This window comes from Paenibacillus sp. BSR1-1, from assembly GCF_030403775.1.
Taxonomy (GTDB): domain Bacteria; phylum Bacillota; class Bacilli; order Bacillales; family Cytobacillaceae; genus Neobacillus.
In genome coordinates this window covers 22497-45514 of the sequence record NZ_JAQMWQ010000019.1, presented here as the reverse complement: position 1 = coordinate 45514, position 23018 = coordinate 22497, and the positions used below count along the sequence as shown (strand labels likewise).

The 23018-nt window shown below is 37.4% G+C and carries 25 protein-coding genes; 16 read left to right on the top strand and 9 right to left on the bottom strand.

From position 1 onward, the window contains the following. The first annotated feature begins 20 nt into the window (after positions 1-20). From PH210_RS21770 to PH210_RS21750, 6 genes are all read left to right on the top strand, one after another. Positions 21-419, top strand: coding sequence for a cytidine deaminase (locus PH210_RS21770; protein WP_289988468.1), 399 nt, complete (start codon positions 21-23; stop codon positions 417-419). 104 nt (positions 420-523) lie between these two features. Then, positions 524-1036 carry a DUF3189 family protein gene (locus PH210_RS21765; RefSeq protein ID WP_289988466.1) on the top strand — a complete coding sequence of 171 codons (513 nt, stop codon included), beginning with the start codon at positions 524-526 and terminating at the stop codon, positions 1034-1036. A 21-nt stretch (positions 1037-1057) separates the two neighbouring features. Continuing rightward, a complete protein-coding gene (gene proC, locus PH210_RS21760) occupies positions 1058-1861 on the top strand; it encodes a pyrroline-5-carboxylate reductase (RefSeq protein WP_289988464.1) in 804 nt (267 codons plus the stop codon). A gap of 94 nt (positions 1862-1955) precedes the next feature. After that, entirely contained in the window at positions 1956-3191 is a 1236-nt protein-coding gene (gene pgaC, locus PH210_RS21755; RefSeq protein WP_289988462.1) for a poly-beta-1,6-N-acetyl-D-glucosamine synthase, read from the top strand. Beyond that, positions 3152-3595: a poly-beta-1,6-N-acetyl-D-glucosamine biosynthesis protein PgaD gene (locus tag PH210_RS29980; protein ID WP_502306729.1), complete on the top strand. Its 444-nt coding sequence runs from the start codon at positions 3152-3154 to the stop codon at positions 3593-3595. Before pgaC ends, PH210_RS29980 begins: the two co-directional genes overlap by 40 nt. Positions 3596-3610: 15 nt before the next feature. Further along, positions 3611-4459 (top strand): polysaccharide deacetylase family protein, encoded by an 849-nt coding sequence (locus tag PH210_RS21750; RefSeq protein WP_289988460.1) that lies wholly within the window; start codon positions 3611-3613, stop codon positions 4457-4459. A 34-nt stretch (positions 4460-4493) separates the two neighbouring features. Here the strand turns inward: PH210_RS21750 and PH210_RS21745 are convergent, their stop codons facing one another. The 3 genes from PH210_RS21745 to PH210_RS21735 all read right to left on the bottom strand — a co-directional run bounded on the left by PH210_RS21745 (position 4494) and on the right by PH210_RS21735 (position 6801). Continuing rightward, positions 4494-5069 carry a YitT family protein gene (locus tag PH210_RS21745; protein WP_289988457.1) on the bottom strand — a complete coding sequence of 192 codons (576 nt, stop codon included), beginning with the start codon at positions 5067-5069 and terminating at the stop codon, positions 4494-4496. Positions 5070-5185: 116 nt separating this feature from the next. Next, complete coding sequence (locus PH210_RS21740) at positions 5186-6172, bottom strand: inorganic phosphate transporter (RefSeq protein ID WP_289988455.1); 987 nt, start codon at positions 6170-6172, stop codon at positions 5186-5188. Positions 6173-6183: 11 nt separating this feature from the next. Further along, on the bottom strand, positions 6184-6801 hold the full coding sequence (locus tag PH210_RS21735; protein WP_223593039.1) for a DUF47 domain-containing protein: 618 nt from the start codon (positions 6799-6801) through the stop codon (positions 6184-6186). A 300-nt stretch (positions 6802-7101) separates the two neighbouring features. Between PH210_RS21735 and PH210_RS21730 the strand changes: the two genes are divergently transcribed. Further along, positions 7102-7806: a pirin family protein gene (locus PH210_RS21730; protein WP_289988452.1), complete on the top strand. Its 705-nt coding sequence runs from the start codon at positions 7102-7104 to the stop codon at positions 7804-7806. Between the two features lie 167 nt (positions 7807-7973). Further along, on the top strand, positions 7974-8228 hold the full coding sequence (locus PH210_RS21725) for a GlsB/YeaQ/YmgE family stress response membrane protein (RefSeq protein ID WP_289988451.1): 255 nt from the start codon (positions 7974-7976) through the stop codon (positions 8226-8228). Between the two features lie 37 nt (positions 8229-8265). On the opposite strand, the gene PH210_RS21720 is transcribed toward PH210_RS21725, so the two are convergent. Beyond that, positions 8266-9189: an RluA family pseudouridine synthase gene (locus PH210_RS21720; protein WP_289988448.1), complete on the bottom strand. Its 924-nt coding sequence runs from the start codon at positions 9187-9189 to the stop codon at positions 8266-8268. A gap of 109 nt (positions 9190-9298) precedes the next feature. Between PH210_RS21720 and PH210_RS21715 the strand changes: the two genes are divergently transcribed. Next, positions 9299-9697 (top strand): YhcU family protein, encoded by a 399-nt coding sequence (locus PH210_RS21715; RefSeq protein WP_289988446.1) that lies wholly within the window; start codon positions 9299-9301, stop codon positions 9695-9697. Between the two features lie 193 nt (positions 9698-9890). Continuing rightward, a complete protein-coding gene (locus PH210_RS21710) occupies positions 9891-11633 on the top strand; it encodes a phospho-sugar mutase (RefSeq protein ID WP_289988444.1) in 1743 nt (580 codons plus the stop codon). Positions 11634-12205: 572 nt separating this feature from the next. On the opposite strand, the gene PH210_RS21705 is transcribed toward PH210_RS21710, so the two are convergent. The 3 genes from PH210_RS21705 to PH210_RS21695 all read right to left on the bottom strand — a co-directional run bounded on the left by PH210_RS21705 (position 12206) and on the right by PH210_RS21695 (position 15065). Then, positions 12206-13618, bottom strand: a complete 1413-nt coding sequence (locus tag PH210_RS21705) for a SpoVR family protein (protein WP_289988442.1) — start codon at positions 13616-13618, stop codon at positions 12206-12208. Between the two features lie 90 nt (positions 13619-13708). Continuing rightward, positions 13709-14026, bottom strand: coding sequence for a DUF3889 domain-containing protein (locus PH210_RS21700; protein WP_289988440.1), 318 nt, complete (start codon positions 14024-14026; stop codon positions 13709-13711). 61 nt (positions 14027-14087) lie between these two features. After that, positions 14088-15065: a M14 family zinc carboxypeptidase gene (locus PH210_RS21695; protein ID WP_289988439.1), complete on the bottom strand. Its 978-nt coding sequence runs from the start codon at positions 15063-15065 to the stop codon at positions 14088-14090. 136 nt (positions 15066-15201) lie between these two features. Here PH210_RS21695 and PH210_RS21690 point away from each other — a divergent pair, with 136 nt between their 5' ends. Next, positions 15202-15456: a YhdB family protein gene (locus tag PH210_RS21690; RefSeq protein ID WP_289988436.1), complete on the top strand. Its 255-nt coding sequence runs from the start codon at positions 15202-15204 to the stop codon at positions 15454-15456. Positions 15457-15549: 93 nt separating this feature from the next. Here PH210_RS21690 and PH210_RS21685 read toward each other — a convergent pair whose 3' ends face one another. Further along, complete coding sequence (locus tag PH210_RS21685; protein ID WP_289988435.1) at positions 15550-16200, bottom strand: response regulator; 651 nt, start codon at positions 16198-16200, stop codon at positions 15550-15552. Positions 16201-16213: 13 nt separating this feature from the next. Continuing rightward, complete coding sequence (locus PH210_RS21680; RefSeq protein WP_289988432.1) at positions 16214-17329, bottom strand: GAF domain-containing sensor histidine kinase; 1116 nt, start codon at positions 17327-17329, stop codon at positions 16214-16216. A gap of 279 nt (positions 17330-17608) precedes the next feature. On the opposite strand from PH210_RS21680, the gene PH210_RS21675 reads away from it, so the two are divergent. From PH210_RS21675 to PH210_RS21655, 5 genes are all read left to right on the top strand, one after another. Continuing rightward, entirely contained in the window at positions 17609-18790 is a 1182-nt protein-coding gene (locus PH210_RS21675) for a hypothetical protein (protein WP_289988429.1), read from the top strand. Between the two features lie 77 nt (positions 18791-18867). Further along, positions 18868-19824, top strand: coding sequence for an NAD-dependent epimerase/dehydratase family protein (locus PH210_RS21670; RefSeq protein WP_289988428.1), 957 nt, complete (start codon positions 18868-18870; stop codon positions 19822-19824). Then, on the top strand, positions 19805-20755 hold the full coding sequence (locus tag PH210_RS21665; protein ID WP_289988426.1) for a lysylphosphatidylglycerol synthase transmembrane domain-containing protein: 951 nt from the start codon (positions 19805-19807) through the stop codon (positions 20753-20755). Before PH210_RS21670 ends, PH210_RS21665 begins: the two co-directional genes overlap by 20 nt. Further along, entirely contained in the window at positions 20752-22209 is a 1458-nt protein-coding gene (locus PH210_RS21660) for an alkaline phosphatase family protein (protein ID WP_289988425.1), read from the top strand. Before PH210_RS21665 ends, PH210_RS21660 begins: the two co-directional genes overlap by 4 nt. Beyond that, positions 22206-22976: a glycosyltransferase family 2 protein gene (locus tag PH210_RS21655; RefSeq protein ID WP_289988424.1), complete on the top strand. Its 771-nt coding sequence runs from the start codon at positions 22206-22208 to the stop codon at positions 22974-22976. The genes PH210_RS21660 and PH210_RS21655 overlap by 4 nt, the downstream gene beginning before the upstream one ends. Positions 22977-23018 lie beyond the last annotated feature (42 nt).

Genomic DNA, 23018 nt, shown 5'->3' with positions numbered 1-23018 from the left:
CACGGCGGAGAGTGAGAAGGATGGAAGAAAAAGATTTAATGCTCGAGGCGAATAAAGCGAGAGAGTTTGCTTATGTTCCCTATTCAAAGTTTAAAGTTGGCGCAGCCCTTTTATCCAGCGATGGTCAAGTCTTTCATGGCTGCAACATTGAAAATGCCGCTTATGGTATGACCAACTGTGCAGAGAGGACCGCATTATTTAAGGCCTATTCAGAAGGGATAACTAACTTTTCTTCGCTTGTAGTTGTAGCCGATACAGAGCGGCCTGTTCCTCCATGCGGCGCCTGCCGTCAGGTGATTTCTGAGCTTTGTGATCAAGATATGGAAGTGGTTCTTACCAATCTAAAGGGTGATATTCAAAGAATTCTTGTAAAAGATCTTCTTCCAGGTGCTTTTTCGCCGAAGGATTTAAATAAATAATTTTTCGAAAGAAGCTTTTAGGTCTATCTAAAAGCTTCTTTTTTTGGTTAATCTTTCAATAATCATCCATAATAAAAATAGACAAAAGGATAAAGGATGATACCATGATTTATATCTATAATGATTATGGTGGCACACATACAACTTCTTTAGCAGCTGCATATCATTTAAAACAATTGCCGCAATCGGAACAGAAATTGACGACCGAAGAAATATTAAATGTGAAATATTTCAATAAATTAACGAAACAGGATTTTGGCAAGCTTATTTTTCACGGGGTGGATGAAGAAGGTCATTCTGTGTACACAATTGGACGGAAAAGAAATAAATATGTAGTTCCGGCATTAAAAGAAATGAGTTTATTGCTGCAAGAAAAATTTAAGTTTGATGAAAAAATTGTGTTTTCCAATACATCCCCAACAGTACCATTTTTAATGTCAATGGGTGGATTTTTTTCGAGAGGTTTAAAAATTGATGTTATCGGAGTGCCTTTATTAGTAAAAGGGGCAAAAAGATGCTGTGACAATATTTATCGCTTAGTAGAAAATACAAAAGAAGTTGGGAGAACAACGTTTGCAGAAAATGTCATCATATTAGAAAATGAAATGTACAAGTAACAAGAATAGGGTGTGGAGAGCATGAATAAAAAGATAGGATTTATTGGAGCGGGGAAAATGGCGCAGGCCATGCTGGAGGGAATCGTAAAATCAGAAGTGATCTCACGTGAAAACATCATGGCAAGTTCAGCAACAAAAAATACAATTGATAAAATTGCTGAGATTTTCCGGATTAGGACATCTTTACATAATATTGAAGTTGCAAGGTTTGCAGATATTCTTATCCTCGCTGTCAAGCCAGAACTTCATACTTCCGTAATTGAGGAAATTAAGCATGAAATTAAACAAGATACAATTATTGTAACGATTGCAGCGGGTATTACTTTACTTGATCTTGAACATGCCTTTGGCCAGAAAGTTAAAGCAGTTCGGACCATGCCAAATACACCTTCCCTAGTAGGAGAAGGAATGAGTGTCATTTGTCCCAATGACCGTCTTAGTCAAGAAGAATTAATGGAAGTTGAGCACGTGTTCAAGACATTTGGAAAAACTGAGCGACTCGAGGAAAAATGGATGGATGCAGTGCCAGCCATTAGTGGCTCATCCCCTGCTTATGTTTATATGCTAATTGAAGCCATGGCAGATGGCGGAGTTCAACAAGGAATCCCAAGGGACAAGTCCTATCGACTTGCAGCTCAGGCCATTCTAGGCGCAGCCAAAATGGTTCTGGAAACTGGTGTTCATCCTGGCGAGCTTAAGGATAATGTGTGTACTCCTGGGGGGGCAACCATTGAAGCTGTGGCTGCTCTTGAGAAAAAGCAATTTCGCGGAGCAATCCTAACTGCGATGGAGAGCTGTACGGATAAGGTAAAAAAGTTAAGGTGATTTCACTTTGGATCCATTTATGGGTCCTTTTTTTATAAAATTGGAAAAAATAAAACGAAAGGAGCTGCTTATCCAAATATGAAGGGTGAAAAAAATGGAACAAATAATTAGGTATGTATCAGAATTTGTGTTTTGGTATCCATTATTAATGTCTTTGGTTTGGATAGCTGGTACTCACTTATTTTTTAATTATCGTGAACAAGAAGACCTTATTAATTTTGATCAAATTGAATGGCCGTTAATTAGTATTTTAGTACCATGTTTTAACGAAGAGGAAACTGTTGAAGAAACCATTCATTATTTGTCTCATATCAATTATCCGAAAAAGGAAATTATTGCCGTGAATGATGGGAGTACTGATAACACCTTTACTATCCTTCGGAGTCTTGTAGATCGTTATTCTGATCTAAAAGTGATTGATTGTAAAGAAAATAGGGGAAAAGCAAATGCTTTACACATTGCCTGTCATGCATCTAACGGGGAGTTCTTAGTCTGTGTTGACTCTGATGCCATTTTAGATCCATACGCAGCACACTATCTCATCTACCACTTCCTTCATAAGGGGGAAAGACTAGGAGCGGTGACAGGAAATCCAAGAATTCGAAATCGTGATACATTAATAAGTCGTTTACAGATTGTAGAATACGCGTCGATCATAGGAGCGATCAAAAGAACTCAAAGAATAATAGGTAAAATTATGACCGTTTCGGGTGTAGTTGTAGCCTTTCGAAAAAGGGCACTAGTTGATGTTGGTTTATGGGATCGGGATATGATCACAGAGGACATATCTGTTTCTTGGAAATTGCAGCAACGATTTTGGGACATTCGATATGAACCACGTGCATTGTGCTGGATGCTTGTTCCGGAAACGATAAGTGGCATATGGAAACAAAGAATTCGCTGGGCTCAAGGTGGACAAGAAGTGATGATGAAATACTGGAAGATTTTATTAGACTGGCGGCAAAGAAGGATTTGGCCAGTTTATCTTGAACAATGGGTTAGTTTAATTTGGTCCTTTTCATGGGTATTTGTCACCCTTTATTATTTTTTTTCAGTCTCTACGATTCAACAGCTTTTTATATGGATAACTTTTTCGTCCTTCGCCCTTGTATTTATGAGCCTAATCCAACTTTGGGCCTCGATAAAAGTCGATTCAAAGTATGACAATATAACAAAGTATTACTTATGGGCTGCATGGTATCCAGTCATCTATTGGATTCTAAATGCATTTATCGTCATGTTTGCTCTCCCTAAAGCAATTAAATCAAGAATGAAGGGTGGTTATGCTACATGGGTAAGTCCAGACAGAGGGAATCGAAAAACGAGATAATTATCCGCACAAAGATCAATTGGTTTAGGGAAATCATTATATCGTTCTTTTCAATCTTTGTTTGGATTTATTGCTTAGGGGTTTTGCTTTTTTTTATAGGTGCATTATTTGATTATAATGATCAATATCTAGGTCTCATAAGAATTGCATTTAAGATGACAAATAGCGATATTCGTTCTTTTTTATTAATGGTTTTCTGTCTTTTGCTTTTTTTTTATATCGGACTATGGAGTTGGAAAAATTATAATTTGAAAAGGTTTGGTCCATTAAAAAGGAGATCAATGCCAAATAATACGACAAAAGAAGATTTATTACGCCTTAAGCTAATGAGCGAGGAAGATTTTCAATCCTTGCATCAATCAAGGGTAGTAGTATTTGAGAAAAACCCCATAAAAGATATTTGAAACTAGGTGGCAGCATTGAAAAAGTATTTTTATGGCATTTGTATCGTTTTAATAGTTATTACTGGGGGCTGCAATCTCTATTTACATGCGGATTTTTCTAAATCAGCGATGAGTTTTCCAGAAGAACTTGACCAAAAGGGATGTCTTGGTTTAACTTACCATCGTGTACGCAAACACAATTTTTTTAATAAAACAGTTGAATTCCTAACAGGGACAGATGAATTAACCGTTTATAATGTGTATGAGGATGTTTTTAAAAAACAAATAAAGATTTTAAAAAAACAAAAAGCAGTATTTTTAAATCCAGATGAAATAAGAAAAGCTCAGGAAACGGGGAAGTTTCCTGAAAAATGTGTTTGGGTTTCCTTTGATGATATTGACATTTCAATGTATGAGAATGCATTTCCGATTTTGAAAGAAAATGATATACCCTTTACTTTGTTTGTGATTGCTGGACATGTTGGAAGGGATTTTGACAATTTACAACTTACTTCATGGGATCAACTCCAAGAGATGGTTAATAGCGGACTAGCTACGGTGGGATCGCATACTTTTGATATGCATAAATTAGTTGGTGAGAAACCAATCTTTTTCGTGGAAAGTAATCTCCATGCATTTGAGAATGATCTTTTGCTTAGTAAAAAGACGATAGAGAAAAATTTAGGAGTGCAGGTAGAAGATTTTGCCTACCCTTATGGAAATGGAAAAGATGAATTAGCTGCTGTGATTCAGAGAAGTGGATTTAAAAGTGCATCTATTCTTGCACCTAGATCAATTACTCTTAACAACGATGCATACTGGATGAATCGCATTCTTGTGAATGATGAAGTTTTTAAGAAAATCGTGACTAAATGGATTGATTAAAACTAAACCACCAGCAAAAATTGCTGGTGGTTTTCTAATGTGTTTCCGGTCTCCTTGCCACAGTTACAGTTGTCATGAGTCCAACACAAATTATTGTCAAAAGGGAATAAAAAAACTTTTCCAATCCAACTACTTGAATGCCGCTTGTTATAATCAGCCCGTCAATTATGAAAATGATAATTCCTATATTAATGGAAGTAAATTTAGTTAACAGCTGGGCTAATAAATCTGTCCCGCCCGTACTTGTTTCATAGCGAAGCATGACGCCGATGCCAATCCCAACAAGCAAGCCTCCAATGACTGTACTTGGTAAAATGCCCAGATTGATTCTTCCATTAATAAAGGAAAAAAGATCAATACAAAAGGATGAAATAATTAAACCATGAAGGCTATAGAAGAAATAACGCCTTTCAAAAAACCAGGCTAAAACATAAAGGGGAAGGCTTAGAATAATGATGCTAAGTCCAGTGGGCCAGCCATAAAAATAATGAATGATTAATCCTAAACCAATTACACCCCCATCCAGCAAGTGATAGGGGACTAAAAAACCGTTTACGCCTAAACTTAATAAAATTGAACCAATCATCATTGCGAATATTTTTTCAAACATAATTTTCACCTCAAAACTTGTCCTCTTATATTTAAGTTATGAAGCGTGCCTTCATTTAGAAGTGAACAAATAAAAAAAGAGGAGGAAACAAAAGTTTCTTCCTCTTTTTATCACTGTTAAAAAACAAGATTTAAAATAAAGTAGCAGATTCCTGCTAATACCGCAGTAATTGGCAATGTAATAACCCAAGTGATAATCATTCGCTGGGCAGTACCCCATTTAACCCCTTTTAGACGGTGAGCAGAACCAACCCCAAGGATTCCTGAAGAAATTACGTGGGTTGTACTAACTGGTAAATGGACGTAAGTAGCACCAAAAATGATTGCAGCTCCAGTTATATCCGCGGCGACACCGTTAATAGGCCTTATTTTCATGATTTTTCCGCCAACGGTTTTAATGATTTTCCAGCCGCCGATGGAGGTCCCAAGTCCCATGGCAATTGCACAGGAAGCTTGAACCCAAAAAGGAACCTCATCGCTTTGAATTGTACCTGAAGTAAGAAGGGCCATTGTGATAATCCCCATCGATTTTTGTGCATCGTTCGTTCCATGTGAATAGGACTGTAAAGCAGCTGTAGCTATTTGGATATAACGAAAGTTTCGATTGGTTTTTGTTAAATTGAAATTCTTAAAAACAATTTTAAAAATACTATAAATAATGAAACCGACGGCAAACGCTAAAATAGGAGAAATAATTAGTGCTTCGAGAATCTTTAAAAACCCGCCATAGTTAAGTGAATTAAATCCTTCTGCTACAACCGCTGCACCGGCAATGGAACCGATAATCGCGTGGGAGGAACTGCTTGGAATACCGTAATACCAAGTGATTAGATTCCATGCGATGGCAGCAATTAAGGCAGCTAATATTACAACAGTACCATTGCTTAAGCTGAATGGATCAACAATATCCTTCGATACTGTTTTAGCTACACCGGTAAATGTCATCGCCCCAACAAAGTTCATTACCGCAGCCAAAATGATGGCATGACGGGGCTTTAACGCTTTTGTAGAAACAGATGTTGCAATTGCATTTGCGGTATCATGGAATCCATTAATAAAGTCAAATGCAAGGGCACCAATTACAATTAATATAATTAGAGTCATAGTTAAGCTCCTTATGCATTTTTCATAATAATGGTTTCAAGAGTATTGGCAACTGATTGACAGTAGTCAGCAATGTCCTCTAGATTTTCATAAATTTCTTTGTATTGAATAATGCGGATTGGGTCCTTTTCAACAGTAAATAAATTTTTGATGGATTGTCTTAAGATATTATCGCATTTTGATTCAAAATCTTTTATTTTGATGGCGTGCTCTCTAATTTGAGTAAGCTTCTTATTGGAAAGAAGTACAACGGCTTTATCGATTTCATGAACACTTCCCTGAATAGCTTCTACAAACTTAACCATAAAATCATCAGCACTAGTAATAGAATACATTTCAAATAACGCTGAACATCCTTCAAGTCCATCTAGGACATCATCCATACTCATGGCAAGATGCAGAATGTCTTCTCGTTCAATTGGAGTGATAAAGGCGTCATTTAATTCTTTAATCACTTCATGAACGTAGGAATCTCCTTTTGTTTCAAGCTCTTTCATTTTTTCAGAGAAAATTTTTAAATCACTCACGTTTTTTAATTTGTATTCTGTAAAGAAATTGGCACTTTCCTTTAAGTTAGCGGAAATATTATTTAATAAAACCGAGAACTTATCATTTTTTTTGAATGCCATGTAATTACCTCCAATATTCATATGAAAAGTTTGTATACTTACCGAAAATTATTTTATCGGAAAGTTGTCGAAAAAAGAAACATATCTTAACGAAATTTACAAAAACTTAACATTAGAATTTTCTGAATAATAATACTTCATGTTAAATAGTACTTTTTTACTTTTTCCATAGTATTGTTTCATTATGTATGAAGTTGACTAATTTAGATGCGGGTAGTATGATTATCTTGAATTAAAGATATTTGATTTTGAGATTGTGAAGTACAAAAAATTATTATAAAACAATTGAGGTGAAAGCTAATGATAAACATTTATAAAGCTGAGAATAGATACACTGCCGACCATGGCTGGTTAAAAAGTAATTTTAGTTTTTCTTTTGCTGAATACTATGATCCAGCTAACATGCATTTTGGACCAATGCGCGTTTTAAATGATGATGTTGTCCAGCCCTTAAGAGGTTTCGGGGCACACCCGCATCGTGAAATGGAAATCGTATCCATAGTTTTAAAGGGAAAATTAAAGCATGAAGATAGTACCGGACGAAGTGCTGTGACGACCTTTGGCGGGGTTCAAAGGATGTCAGCAGGAACTGGGGTCATTCATTCTGAGGTAAATCCTTCAGCTGCAGAAGAAGTAAACTTCTTACAATTATGGTTTATGCCTGAGCAAAATGGACTTTCACCATCCTATGAGAAAACAGAATTTGATGTAAAGCAAATGAAGAATAAGCTGTTACCAATTGTAGCGAAAAATGGTGCAGGTGAAAAAGTAGCTGCTATCCATCAGGATTTAACCATTTATTTGTCTGATTTAGATGAGGGCAGTGAGTTGACTTTTCAACAAGAAAAAAATCGGCGGATTTTCTTCTTTGTGATTGAGGGAGATGTAGAACTAAACCAAGATTATAAGTTGAATAAGCGTGATTCTGCTCGGATAAAAGATATTAATGAAATACAGATAAAGGCTGCTAATAAAAGCAGATTAATGCTGATTGATTTACCATAATCTAGACCGGATTCATTGAATCCGGTTTTTATTCTTTCTATGAGTAATAAAATAAAAATTGGGTAATTTATAGGTACAGGCAGGAAGAATTCAATTTCTTCACCCACTGCCTGAAATGCAGGCTCAGACGCTTAAAAAAAGGTGAAAACTAAAAAGGAGTGTTCGTAATGGGCTTTATTTGGTCATTAATCGTTGGTGGTATTATTGGATGGTTAGCAGGTCTAATCGTTGGAAGAAATATTCCTGGTGGCATTATTGGTAATATAATTGCAGGATTTGTTGGCGCATGGCTTGGAACAATGATTTTAGGAAACTGGGGTCCGCGTGTTGCCGATTTTGCCATCATCCCGGCGATAATTGGTGCTGCTGTGCTTGTTCTCCTGCTAAGCTTCATCATGAGGGCATTTAGACGAGCCGATTAAGAAATAAAAGCCTCCCAATATGGGAGGCTTTATCTATTTATATCGAATATACATCAATGTCATCAAAAATAGCTGGAGTATCGATAAAAGGTGCGTGACAGCTGATTTTTTCTTGTGTAAACGGATGGACAAATTCAAGCTTAGCGGCATGAAGGGCCTGCCTGTTTACAATCGGTTTACCTCCGTACAAAATATCTCCAACTAAAGGATGGCCGAGGTGACTTAAGTGAACGCGGATTTGATGTGTTCTCCCCGTTTCCAGCCAGCATTTTACATATGACAGCTTCCGTACTTTAACTTCTTTTAATACTTGATAATGGGTAATAGCTGCCTGGCCAGAAGGAGAAACTCTTTTTTTCGTTGCATGATGGCGATCACGCCCTATTGGAGCATTAATGGTCCCTTTTTTTCTCTGTAATAAGCCATGAACCATTGCAAGGTAGGTTCTCTTTATTTGACGCTCTTCCAGCATTCTATCTAAGATAACACCAGCTAAAACGTGCTTCGCAAACAAGATTGCTCCTGAGGTATCCCGGTCTAGGCGGTGGATTTGGCGGACGTTTTTCATTTCACCTTTTGACAATAAATAAAAAGAGGCGGCATTGATTAAAGTGTTTGCTTCCGTATTTGTATCATTTGGATGAGTATTCATAAACGGCGGCTTATTGATAACAAGAAAATGATCATCCTCAAACAAAACATCGATTTCATGGTAATATGGCGTGACCTGAATATCTTCTTCCTCAAAAATTTGAATTTGCAGTTTAATGCCTGCTGTTAGCGGCAAATTCCAATCTACTCGATTCCCTTCCAAGCGTACCTTTTCTTCCATCCTAAAAGAATGAATGACTTTTTTGGGAGCTTTCCAAGCATGGCGGAAAATTTCATCAGTTGTTTTGCCTTCCCACTCTTTTGGGATGATGATTTGCAGCCAATCTCCCTGTCGTATTGTATTTAGCATAAGTACTCCTTTACTTTCTATTAATTACCACACTTTATTCATTGGTTGTTATGTTATTCTTATCATATATATTACGATAGAATTATGCGATGGCAAAGGTGGGTTATAAGTGAAAATTGTTTTTGCCTCGACACCAAGTCAGGAGCAAGAAATTTGTGAACTTGTGAGGTATATTTACTCTAATATTTTTCCACTCTATTTTACTGATGAGGAAATTTTTCAGTTTGAACAGTTAAAAGTCTTGCATACATCAGGGAAGCATGTTGAAGATTTTAGTACCTTAAAGGATGCCTTTCAGGTCATGACAAGCATTCAAACGATTATTTCCATTCTTGAGGCGTCACCTCTTGATGAACAGTATGCTGCTTTATTTGATAAAAATGTTGCGAATCTGCAGGAATTTGGATTGTTTTTCCCATTTGAATTGGAACAGTTTATTGAAGCCAAGAGTTTGAAAAATACGATCCTTAGTATATACACGAAAGCAGATAACGAATTGCTCATATAAAAAGTAAAATGCCTGCATTTTTTGCAGGCATTTTACTTTGCATTTTTTTAATTTATTAAAATTATAAGGTACAATAATATTGAGTAATTTACATTTTTGCGAAAATTGTCGGATTTTTTATGCGATTTTTAAAGGAGTAACATGTTATAACTAAGAAAAAATAAAAACTTAGAATGAAACAGGAGGGCCCCTCATGGACTGGAAAGAAGTAGCAAATAGTTGGATTGAATTTAAGGATTTGGATGTTGAATTACATAATCAATTAGAAGAAATAAAGAAAGAAGAAAAACTACTTGAAGAGGCATTTTATAAGAATTTGGAATTTGGAACTGGCGGTATGCGCGGTGAATTAGGTGTTGGGACAAACCGTATGAACATCTATACGGTCCGAAAGGCTTCTGCCGGACTAGCTGCATACATAGAAGAACATGGCGTAGAAGCAAAACAACGCGGAGTTGTGATTGCCTTTGATTCACGTCACAAATCACCGGAATTCGCAATGGAGGCTGCCAAAACACTTGCCACCAAAGGAATTCAAACATATGTATTTGATGAATTAAGACCAACTCCTGAATTATCGTTTGCCTTAAGGTATTTAAATGCCTTTTCCGGAATTGTTATTACCGCTAGTCATAATCCTCCGGAATATAACGGATATAAAGTTTATGGTTCTGATGGCGGCCAGCTTCCTCCTGCTGATGCCGATATAGTAATCAGCCGGGTAAATGAACTTGAGAACGAATTATTAATCGAGGTCGACAGCGAGGAAAAGTTAAAAGCTGCGGGACTCATTAAAACCATTGGTCAAGAAGTGGACAAAGCTTACCTTGAAAACTTAAAAACAATTTCCGAGAATCCGCATCTTGCAGAAGAAACGGATCTTCATGTAGTATTTACACCATTACATGGAACGGCCAATAAACCGGTTCGTTCAGCGCTTGCTGCTTTAGGCTATAAGAATGTAACAGTGGTGAAGGAGCAAGAGCTTCCAGACCCTGAATTTTCAACAGTAAAAAGTCCAAACCCGGAAGAACATGCGGCCTTTGAATTAGCCATTCGTGATGGGAAACGAGTAGGGGCAGATCTTTTAATTGCGACGGATCCGGATGCAGATCGACTTGGCATTGCAGTCCTTAATCCTGAGGGCGAGTATGTTGTTTTAACTGGAAATCAAACAGGGGCTCTTTTACTTGATTATCTTTTAACGCAGAAAAAGGCAAAAGGAACTTTGCCTCAAAATGGAGTTGTGTTAAAAACGATCGTAACATCGGAATTAGGTCGAAAAATTGCTTCCGCTTTCCAATTAGAAACGATTGATGTATTAACAGGCTTTAAATTTATCGCAGAAAAAATAAAAGAGTATGAATCTACAGGTGAGCATACATACCTATTTGGTTATGAGGAATCATACGGATATCTCATTGGCGATTTTGCCCGTGACAAGGACGCAGTCCAAGCTGCACTTTTGGCAACAGAGGTTTGCGCATATTATAAAAAACAAGGAATGTCCCTCTATGAAGGAATGATTCAGGTTTTTGAAAAGTACGGTTATTATCAGGAAGGTCTACGCTCTTTAACGTTAAAAGGTAAAGAGGGAGCGGAACAAATTCAGCGCATTTTAGCCTCATTCCGGAACGATCCGCTTGAGAACCTTGGCTCATTGAAAACAGCAGTATCTGAGGATTATTTAACGGGACTTCGTGTAAGCGGAAATAAGGAAGAAAGAATTGAATTGCCAAAATCCAATGTATTAAAATATACTTTCGAAGACGGTTCTTGGGTATGTTTAAGACCTTCAGGTACTGAACCGAAAGTAAAATTCTATTTCGGAGTAAATAGTGAAAGTCTGAATAATAGTAAAGCGAAACTAGAAGCTATTGAGAAGGACTTTATGGACCTTGTAGATCAAAAAGTCAAGATGGTGAAAGAAATTTAATTATTTAACAGCATCCATGAATAACATCATGTAAGGAAGAATTAATACCATAGCATAAGTATAACCCCGAAAGGCTAAAGTGTCTTTCGGGGTTATTATTTTGAAAATGGTTACTGGATTGAAATCGAAGTGGTAAAGTGAAGCAAGTGCAGGAAGTATGACTTTACGTTACCGAAATTGTGGTGATGAAGAGGAAAGGGTAACGCAGAAGGAGTCTACGTGACCGAAAACGAGGCGGTGAAGAGAAAAGGGTAACGTAGAAGGGGGCTACGTGACCGAGAACGTGGTTGGAAAGAGGAAAGGGTAACGTAGAAAGGGTCTACGTGACCGAGAACGTGGTTGGAAAGAGGAAAGGGTAACGTAGAAAGGGTCTACGTTACCGGAATGATGCTGAAGAGGATATTACGGTTACGTAGATATAGTTTCATTGCCCGAAGCGACTAAAAAAGAGCTCGGACTGTAAATGAAAAGCCAATTCAATGCCCGAAGCGACTGAAAAAGGAACCCGGACAGTAAATGAAAGCCTAGCAAAAAAAACCATCCCGCTTTAAGCAGGATAGCTCACTCCAATATTATAAATATTTCCGATGTACACCTTTGCCGTCATAGGAAAACAGCATTTTTCTTTCCTCAATGATGGTTTCAATATGGACCGGTCTTCCCCAAAGCTGCTGAACGTATGGCAATACTTTTTCAAGATATTTCACATCTAATTCAACGCCTTCATACCAATGCTTTAAGTAAAGTTCACCATTTTTGAGGTAGTCCCCATCATTAACGGTAATGTACGGAAACCCTCCATTTACCCGCATATTGACTAATTGATCGCGGATATGCTCCCACTGCTTATCAACAACTTTATAATCCCGTCCTTGCTTTTGGAAGAGATACATATCCTCTCGCATGACAAGGTCTTTATTCAAATAATTTCGTAAGAAGGAAATATCTGATTCAACCTCACGAACTTCAAATATTTTATCACGCCCAGAACCTGGCTGTACTCCCCTAAGCTTCATTTCTTCTGTTGGATTATTGTAGCGCTCCTCGATATCTTCAAAAATTTTAATACCAAGATAATAAGGATTAATGCCTGTTTTTGAAGGCTGTACGACTCCAGCATTTAATTTGGCGAATTCAATGGCTTCCCCGCTTGTTAATTCCAATTCTCGTAATATCCGTTGATGCCAGAAGGATGCCCAGCCTTCGTTCATGATTTTTGTTTCCAGCTGCGGCCAGAAGTAGAGCATTTCTTCGCGCATCATCGTTAAAATATCCCGCTGCCAATCTTCTAGCTCTCTGCTGTAGGTTTCAATAAAAAGGAGCAAATCCTTTTCTGGCCTAGGTGGAAATTTCTTTTTCCTTGGCTGTGCAGGTTCCTGTTTTTCCTTTTCATCTAAACTCCATAGGTCATCGTAGGGAGTGATGATTGTGCTTTCCCCCGATTCTTCTTCTTGATCGCCAATTGACCAAGCAAGCTTTGGCCTCATCAACGAAGGATCAATATGCTCATCAATTGCCAATACTGCATCTAAAAATGTTTCTACCTCTTTTTTTCCGTATTGAATTTCATATTTATGAATTCGTTCGGCTGTAGCGGCCATACTTTCTACCATATCACGCTTCGTATTTTGAAAACGGACGTTGTTCTTAAAGAAATCACAATGGGCTAAAACGTGAGCAACGATTAACTTATTTTGAATCAAGGTATTAGAATCAAGTAAAAAGGCGTAGCATGGATTTGAATTAATAACCAGTTCGTAAATTTTACTCAAACCCAGGTCATAATGGAGTTTCATTTTGTGAAATTGCTTTCCAAAACTCCAGTGTGAAAACCGGGTTGGCATTCCATAGGCTCCAAAGGTATAAATAATTTCAGCAGGACAAATTTCATACCGCATTGGGTAAAAATCCAGCCCAAATCCTTTTGCAATCTCCGTAATTTCACTAATTGCATATTCTAGTGATTTGCGTTCTTCTCCATTCAATTGCCATTCCCCCCTTTTCCTCTTACCACAATGTATGAGGGTAAACAGGGAATGATGAGAAAGAAGCCAAAAAACAATAAGCAAGGCTGCTTATTGTTTTTGATTTTCCACGGTTATATTTAAAACCTTATTATTTGTAGCATCATGACTCACTCTTACAATCACAAAGAAGTTCTGGTTATTTTCTTGCACCTTAAAACGAAAACCATCCTCTACCTTTGCTGCATCAATTTTCTTCCTTCCCAAATATTCATAATCTTTAATTGGGGCTCCTGGAAAGTCTGCCTGTACAACTGTTATGGCAATCCTGCCAAATTTTTCATAGTCAGGCTTTTGTGCCTCTCCTTGCAGGTTAACATAGACTAAAAAACACAACATAATAAATAGGCCTGCTAAAAATTTTCTCAAGAAAATCCCTCCAAAAAAAAGCATTTGAAAATATTTTGCCCAAAATGTTCTGCATTATGTATTATTTGGAAATTTTTTTCGCTTCTTGGGCAAGCTTTAGTCCCACCAATCGATTTCGTTTCCACTCCTTTTTAAAAACAAGTAAAGGAGGGCTTGTCTCTCCAACAAGATAACTAATTTCAATCGTCATGGCGGGTTTGTGATAAGTGGTGATAAACCAGTCAGTGAATCCTCCTCCAACCGCATCATCAGGGGGGGTATTTAATTTATATCCTGTTATCTTCGCAATTTTTTTAGCGATTAATTTATCCCGGACAAGATTTTTTCCATTTTTATATTTCCAAAAAATTTCTTCTCCAGCCGTATGATAAGCAACCGCAATGGAAGGATTAATTTCTTTAATAAAATTGGTCAAGGCTATGACCTCTTTCGCTTGCAGCGGTTTTTTTCCTCTATAAAATTTATAAAATGGTTTGTTCGTTTTTGTATCTAGACTTTCCCATCCTGCGGGATATTGCCTGTTTAGGTCTATACCTACTCCATTTGCTTTCCATCTTTTATATCGCTTTGAATCATCATTCATATGGAATATTTGATCCTTTTGTTTCGCTGAAAATTGTTTAAAGTTGTGTTGTTGTATGGCAACACCATCTGGATTTAGCATGGGGACAAACCAAATCGAAATATCGTTTAAAATATTTTTGGAGCCTGTCGTTTCCAATGCATGATAATCATGGGCATAAGTCTCCAGCATTTTCATTAAAAGCATACTTGTCAGCCATTCACGACCATGATGGGAGCCAATTAAGACGATATTTTTTTCCCCGGAGCCAAGCTTAACCGCCAAAATATTTTGTCCAAAATGGGTCTTTCCGATTGTTTTTAATTCCATTTCTTCTTTATATTTTTCCTTCAATAGCTTAAGGTCATGTTCTAGGATTTCATAAGAATATGGTTTATTCGTTTTAACAATAGCGGCATTAGCTGTGGTTTGAAATGCATGGAAGAGTACTATTAGTAAACAAAGATATTTAATCATATAACCTCCCCAAAAGAATTTATACAGGTAAAAGTTGAAAAGGGCATAAGAATAGGATGTCCAACATTTTCTGTGAAAGTTCTTTTAAAAATGTCATACAATAAACTCAACTCCTAATAAGGAGGAGAGATAAAAAATGAATAAAGTGGATTATGACCGGGCGTTATATTATACGCATCGGTCAGAATGGGATAATTTACTGATTTTAATGGTTCGAACAAAAGATCAATTTTTATCCAAAAAGATTGAACAATTCCTGCATGCTTACAATTTTGAAAGTGACTACAGTGTTCTTGAAAAGAAACTATATAACCTGCTTCGTTACATCGACCATGCTAATGAAACTTTAGAAGCCGATCCTAATGAGATACCGATGTATAGTCTTTCCTAAAAAAACAAGTGGATACAGAATTGTGTGAGAAACTTCTTTACAACCGGACAAAGAATTCCACCAAAAAACACGGCTTTTTTCATAAGCCGTGTTTTAACTGTTTTTTATGACACCATTTCTTACTGCATAAAGAGCTGCCTGTGTTCGATCAGCGAGTTCTAGTTTAGCTAATATGCTGGAGACATGGGTTTTAACCGTTTTTTCAGTAATAAAGAGGGTTGCAGCAATGTCTTTATTGTTTTTTCCGCTGGCGATTTCTTTGAGTACTTCCAATTCTCTTCTTGTTAAATCTTCTAAAGACTTTTTTTCTTCATTATTCTTTGAAGAGAATTGAGTTAAAAGATGAGTTGTCGCTTTGGGATGTAATTGATTTTCGCCTTTCATTAAGTGTCTAATGGCTTTAACAAGTTCATCAGGCTCAATATCCTTTAGTTGATATCCAGATGCACCGGCTTCAATTGCTGGAATGACATGGTTTTGGTCAGAAAAACTGGTTAAGATCATGATATTCATATTCGGATACTTTTCTTTAATTTTTCGTGTTGCTTCAATTCCGTCCATTACTGGCATGACTAAATCCATTAAGACTACGTCTGGTAAAAGGGTGTCCGCCAGCTCGACAGCTTCTTTTCCATTTTTCGCTTCCCCGATGATTTCGATGTTCTCTTGTGTTTTTAAGAAAAATACCAAGCCTCTTCGGACAACATGGTGGTCATCAGCTATAAGTATTCGAATGGTACTCATTGTTCTTCTCCCCTTAGAAAGGTATATTAACTTTAATTATTGTCCCTTTATCTGTTTCACTTTTGATTTGAAAAGTCCCCCCTAATGCTTCAGTTCGGTCTTTCATACTTTTTAATCCGAGAGATGGGAGTTCTTTGGTTCCATCATAATGAAATCCGGTGCCGTGATCTTTAATCTCAAGGGAAATTTTATTTTCACTTGAATGGATAGAAAGATGAACAACCGTCTCCCCAGAATGTTTTTTACAATTTGCTAGAGCTTCCTGACCGATTCTCCATAATCCTTCCTCAATCGAACTTGGCAAATGGATAACACCATTCACATTTATGTTGACTTTTAATCCGAGCATGTCTCCGTAACTGCACAAAGCACTGACGATGCCCTTTTCTAGTCCCTTTGGACGCAGCTGCCAAATAAGCGCTCTCATTTCGTTCAAGGCTTCCTGAGCCAAATCTTGAATATAGCAAAAGGTTTCTTTAACTTCCTTATTCTTTGTCATTTCCATGCCGCCCCGTGCCGTCAGACTCAAGGAAAAGAGAAGCTGGTTGACGGAATCATGCAAATCTCTAGCAAGTCTGTTTCTTTCTGCCGTTAAAGCAATTTCTTGTTCTCGTTGTGTCAGGTTTATTCGTTTTAAGGCAGATCCAATTTGGAGGGCAATAGATTCTAATAACGCGAGCTCTTCATGGTTAAATCTTGTTTTATAGGGGGAACCAACATTTAAGAGGCCGAATTTTTCATTTCCCGCTTTTAATGGGACAGTGGCGTGGTGTGTTAATCCACACGTATCTCCAAGTCTTTGTTCAATGGCAGTTTCAAGCCTTTTACATTCGATGATGTTGGTAGCTTTATCTAAACGGCCATTATTGTAACGGTTAATACACCAGCAGTCCCCGCTGCACATTAGTGTATTTTGATTCTCAGTCAATGCCGGAGGGAGGTTTTCTTTCGCAGCAAGTTCAAATCGGCCTGTACGGTCAATCAGAAAAATCCAGCCTGTCCGTAAACCTGTTACATTAAGTAGTTTTTTAAGAACTTCTGTAAGGATAGACTGAATATCAGTGCCACGGTTAAGAAGTTCGGCAATTTCTTTCAATATTTTTAATTCAGAAAGATGGTTTTCGTTCATTTAAAAGGCCCCCAGAAAATTCTAACTCTTTCCATTATTATAACGTTTTTTATTCCAGCAAGCCTTAGAAAAAAGTACAGCTTTTTCTACGACTAAAGTCTGAAAAAGTTAGGTTAATCCTGAAAATAACAGAATGAACTTTTTACTATAAATATAGTGTCTATTTTGTTACAATTGAAAAAACCTCATTGACATTGAGAATCATTCTCTCTATAATGAAAAATGTAAATGATAATCATTATCAAACAGAAAAATATAAAACAAACCGGGGGAAAAAGGATGTCTATCAAATTTAAACTTCTTGCAGCAATGGCAGCACTTTCATTAGTACTTGGAGCATGCGGAAAAGCTGATGAAACCGAAACTAAACCAAAAGTAGAAAACAAGGAAAAATCAGCGGAGAAGGAAGAAGCTGAGAAAACAGAAGAAGTTGATTATGCGAAAGTCTTTGGCGAAGCCATCACTGAGCTTGATAAAGCCAAAGAAGGTAAAGATGTTGATTTTGCAAAAGTAACTGATTTATACAATAAAAATTTAAAACAGCTGGTTCAAAACCGTGATGCTGAATTTGAAGATACCCTTGATGAAAAAATCACTGCAGCATTAACTGCTGGTAAAGATGGTTCAATGGACAAAGTGGTTGTTAGACAGATTTTTGATAAATTAATGCAAAAAGTGTTCTATACATCTATTAAGCACGATTTTACTGAAGTAACAGAAAAATGGGGTAACACAGAGGAAGTAAATGGGGAACTTGAAGAAGCAAAAGGCTATTATGCTATTCTAAATTCTACGGTAGAAAAGCGCGATGCGGCTTATGGAACCAATCTTGTCAGCGTGATCGATGGCGGATTTAATGAAATCGAAACGGCGATTAAAAATAATGATCAATTAAGCTTTAACTTAGGCAAGCAAGTAGTTGATAAGACTCTAATGAAGACTTTCTATCTTGCAACTGGCGCTCTTCCAAATGGATATGCGACAAAAACAGCGGCTGAAGCAAAAGAAGATGCTGCAGCAGCAAAAGTTGAGCAGGCTGAAGGCTGGGCATTCTTTCAATCCTTATACAGCTATTTGAATAGCCATGCTGCAGAAGAAACTGCCTATATTGAAAAATCCTTTACACTTGAGTCTGATGTTAAAGCTCTAGATCCTGCAGCTGTTAACAAAGCGTTTGTCCGCGGATTTGCAAAAATTGCTATCTCTGAGTACAGTGAGAGTAAAGAGTTCTTAGAAAAAGGCGAGGATAAGGCAGCAGTTACTGGTTTAGAGGGAGCATTATTTATCGATATCATTGGCGAAGATATTAAAACGCTTTTAGGTGAAGAAGCTTATAAGACATTAAATGAAAAAGCCCAGAAATATGTCAATACTGCAAAAGCAAAAGATAAAGCAGCTGGTGATGCGCAATTAAACGACTTGATTTCTACTCTGAATACAATCGTAGAAAAAGCGAAATAATGCAGAGGAAAAACCTTGTTACAAACACAAGGTTTTTCCTATTTTCTCGAATTATGACTTAATAGAGGTGTATTAAATTGAAAGTTGTTGTAACGGGGGGAGCAGGATTTATCGGTTCTCATCTTTCCAGAAAGTTAATCCATGAGGGACATGAAGTAGTCATCATTGATGAACTTCACCCCTATTATTCAATCAATAGAAAAAACCGTCACCTTGAGTTTATCAAGGAGTCAGGAGAATTTCGCTTTTTCCAAAAAAGTCTTATACATAATGAAAAGGAAGTCAGAGATATTTTTTTATCCTTTCAGCCTGAAGCCGTCATCCATCTTGCTGCCATACCTGGAGTCCCTCATTCCATTGAAGTCCCGAATGAATATGTAGATTATGACATAAAAGCAACTATTAACGCTCTTCGGTTTGCTGGTGATTCTGATGCAAAACAATTTATTTTTGCCTCATCATCTTCCGTTTACGGAGAACAAAAAAACGTACCGCTTGAGGAGGAAATGGCAACAGGAAGGGTAGTCTCCCCATATGCGGCTGCCAAGTTCAGCGCTGAAGCCTTTTGTCATGCTTATGCTTCATTATTTCCTTATAAAGTCTCAATACTCCGTTTTTTTACCGTTTATGGACCTTGGGGAAGGCCTGATATGGCCATTACAAAGTTTATAAAAAAATTACTGGCGAAAGAGGAAATTACTCTATTCGGTAAGGGAACTGCCAGGGATTATACATACATTGATGACTGTGTGAATGGAATTTTAAGTGCTTTCAATCAAAAAGTAAGGGTAGGGACCTATAATATCGGATCAGGCAGGCCCATTTACTTAGAGGAATTAGTGGATAAGCTTAGGGGCCATTTTCCTGAATTAAATGTTGGGCAGGGGGCTTTTCGTCAAGGTGATGTTCATTCGACATGGGCAGATATTAGAAAAGCAAAAGAGCAGCTTGGGTATTATCCTTCCGTTTCTTTTTCAGAAGGACTTGCCAATACAATCGAATGGGCGAAAAAACATGAAACGGAAATCTGTTAAAAGATACATCAGGTTGACAGGGGTCCTCTTAATAGGAGTATTTATCGTATTATCCATTCGTTATTTTCATCATGAAAATTTTTTAAAGGAAACTAAAGAGTTCTTTATTGACAACCCGATAATCCTTTTGATTGTTACAATTTCCTATTTGAGTTCTTTTATCCTGAGGGCTGAAGCTTGGCGATTATATTTAGGAAAAAACGTTAGGTTTTTCAGCTGTCTTCAGGGTGTACTTTTGAGTCTGTTTGTCAATCATATTACACCGATTAAAGTAGGAGATGCGATTCGAATCGGTGTTTTATCCTGGCGGGAAAAAAATATCAAGCCGGAAATATCTGCCCACTCGGTGATCGTTCTCAGGATATTGGATATGTTTTTTCTTTTGTTGTTTTCCTTTATTGGATTAATCGCCCTATCGAGGTCATTTACGTTCCGATATTCACTACCCATTGCACTTTTTTTACTTGTATTTGGTTTCATTGGATTCTTAATTCTTAATAAATTTCGCCCGCTGTTTCTGGAAAAGCATATTCTTTTATTAAGAACAAACTTAGCCGGCAGGAAGTTTTATTTAATTGTTTTACTTATTGCCTGTAGCTGGATTCTTGAAGGAGCTGTTATTTGGGGAGTTACATCCTCGCTAGGGAGCTGTTTGCCTATTTACAAAGCAATATGGGTCAATTCCATTACTGTAGGAGGTCAGGTTTTTCAAATTACGCCTGGCGGTATTTCTACCTATGAAGCCGTTATGACAGCCGCATTATCAAGTTTTCATTATCCGGTCAAGGATGGCTATATGGCAGCGCTTGTTAGCCATAGCTATAAATTTATTTTTTCCTATTTTGTTGGATTCCTGCTCTTAATCCATTCACCGAGAACAAAAATCAACCAAATTAGAGAAATTCTTTTAATGAGGAGAAGACCTGAATGAAAAAAGCATCAAAATTTGAAAAAACGGCAGCTAGGTGCTGGAACCTTTTAAATGAGGGAAAGCCGTTTACCCCTATTTTTACGGTTGGCACCATCGTCATTTATTCATTTTCCAAACTAAGTGACCCTTCATTTTTAGCGGATTTTTCTTTAGGGCTGCTTGCTATTATACCAATGCTGGTTATTTATTATTTATTCGACTATCCATTGTTCTTAAGAAATTATTTATGGATTCCATTTACCGCCTATCTTATTATCTGGAACAATGTTAATCTCGGTCTGCTTCTAACAGCAATCGGTTTATATTTCTTTTTTACCGTCTTTTTTTGGGGAACGTTTTACTATCATTTACGGATTGGAACGTCATGGCTAAATTTTACCCGGTTTTGGAAGCTGGTTTTAAAGAATAGTGATTCAACAAGTGGAAATGCCCAAGAACAATTACCTAAGTTTCTGCTTCTGCTGTCACTTTGGAATTTAGCAGCATCAGAACCGGATTGGTCTGGAAGAGACGTTGGATTATTGGTTCTTTTTTATGCTGGGATCTTATTATTTTCATGGATTCTCCATAAAAACCTATTTGACTGGAAACCAAAAGTGATTCCTACCTATACCTCCAATGTACAAGCGAGAGATTCTGCCATTAACGAAAAGGTTATCGTTATGGTTATTGACGGCATGAGGAAAGAACGGTTTGAAGAGGCCAATACCCCCTTTCTTGATTTTTTGAGAAAAAATGGCACAGACTATACCCGAATGGAAACAGTCTATCCGGCGAGAACGGTCGTTTGCTTTTCTTCCATGTTCACAGGAACCTATCCATTTGAACACGGAATTAAATCCAATATGGTGTGGAAGCTCGGGATTAAAGTAGAGAGTGTGTTCGATAGTCTAAGAAAAATAGGGAAAAAGGGATCATTATTAGCTGTTGCCCACCTCGTTGATTCATTTGGTAAGGATGTCGAGACCTATACGGCCGTAATGAATAATAGTATCGTCGACCGGAGCATTATTGAACGAGCAAAAAACATCATGGACGAGAAGAATCCAGACCTGCAGATTGTACAATTAATTAGTACAGATCAAACCGGACACAGCCGCGGCGTTTTATATGATGAATACATTCAAAAAATTGAAGAAGCTGATAGCCTGATTGAAGAGTATTTTAATTGGCTTAAAGAGAAAGGCAAGCTTGATAATTACACCTTTATTGTATGTGCCGATCATGGCCAGGCAGATGGTATCGGAGGCCATGGCCACTTGGATGAAGGTGAACGGTTTGTACCTTTCTTTATGTACGGCCCTGCGATTGAACAAGGAAAGAGTGTCGAGGAAAAGCATAGTTTAGTATCGATGGCATCGACTATCTCTTACTTATTAGGGGCTCCTTTCCCGGATAAATCCCGAGGTCCTGTTTTAATTGATGCAATTAGGAAGGAAGTAATTAAGGAATGAAGCAGCAAAAAGTCATTGTTTTTCTACCAGCCTTTAATGAGGAAGAATCAATCGTTGAGGTCATTCAGAAGATCCCAAGACATTTTAATCAAAATGTAAGTGTGGAAGTTATAGTCATCAATGATGGTTCGAGTGATCGAACTGAAGAGCTTTCTTGGGAAGCAGGTGCTGATTATGTTCACACCTTTCCAAAAAATAAAGGTTTAGGTGCAGCCGTCCGCAAAGGTCTAGAGTTATGTGTATCAAATGGTGCAGACATTGGTGTAATGATTGATGCAGATAATGAATATCCTGCTGAGCAAATTCCGGAATTAATTGAACCAATCTTATTAGGAACGCATGATTATGTGATGGGTTCCCGATTCCTTGGAACAATAAAGGGAATGAGATGGAACCGAAGACTCGGAAATTACTGTTTTACTTTTCTCCAGGCACTTCTGCTAAGAAAATGGATTTATGATGGTCAATCTGGTATGAGAGCTTTTTCCCGGCATGCGATGATTGAAGCAGAAATTATCCATGACTACAATTATGCCCAAGTAGTCACGCTTAATCTGATCCGTAAGGGCTTTCGGATGAAGGAAATCCCGATTCGTTATCAAGTGCGGAAAACAGGAGAATCCTTTATTAAGTTTAAGGCCTATATGACGTCTGTCTTACCAGCCATTTTAAAAGAAATGCGAAGACCTGTGAAAAAAGAAGATAGGATAAAACGGAAGGTGAATGGAAAGGTACATCCCTATATGAATAGCAACCAAGAACAATAAATAAGATAATTATGTTAATTATGTGACATTCTGTTTTGAGTC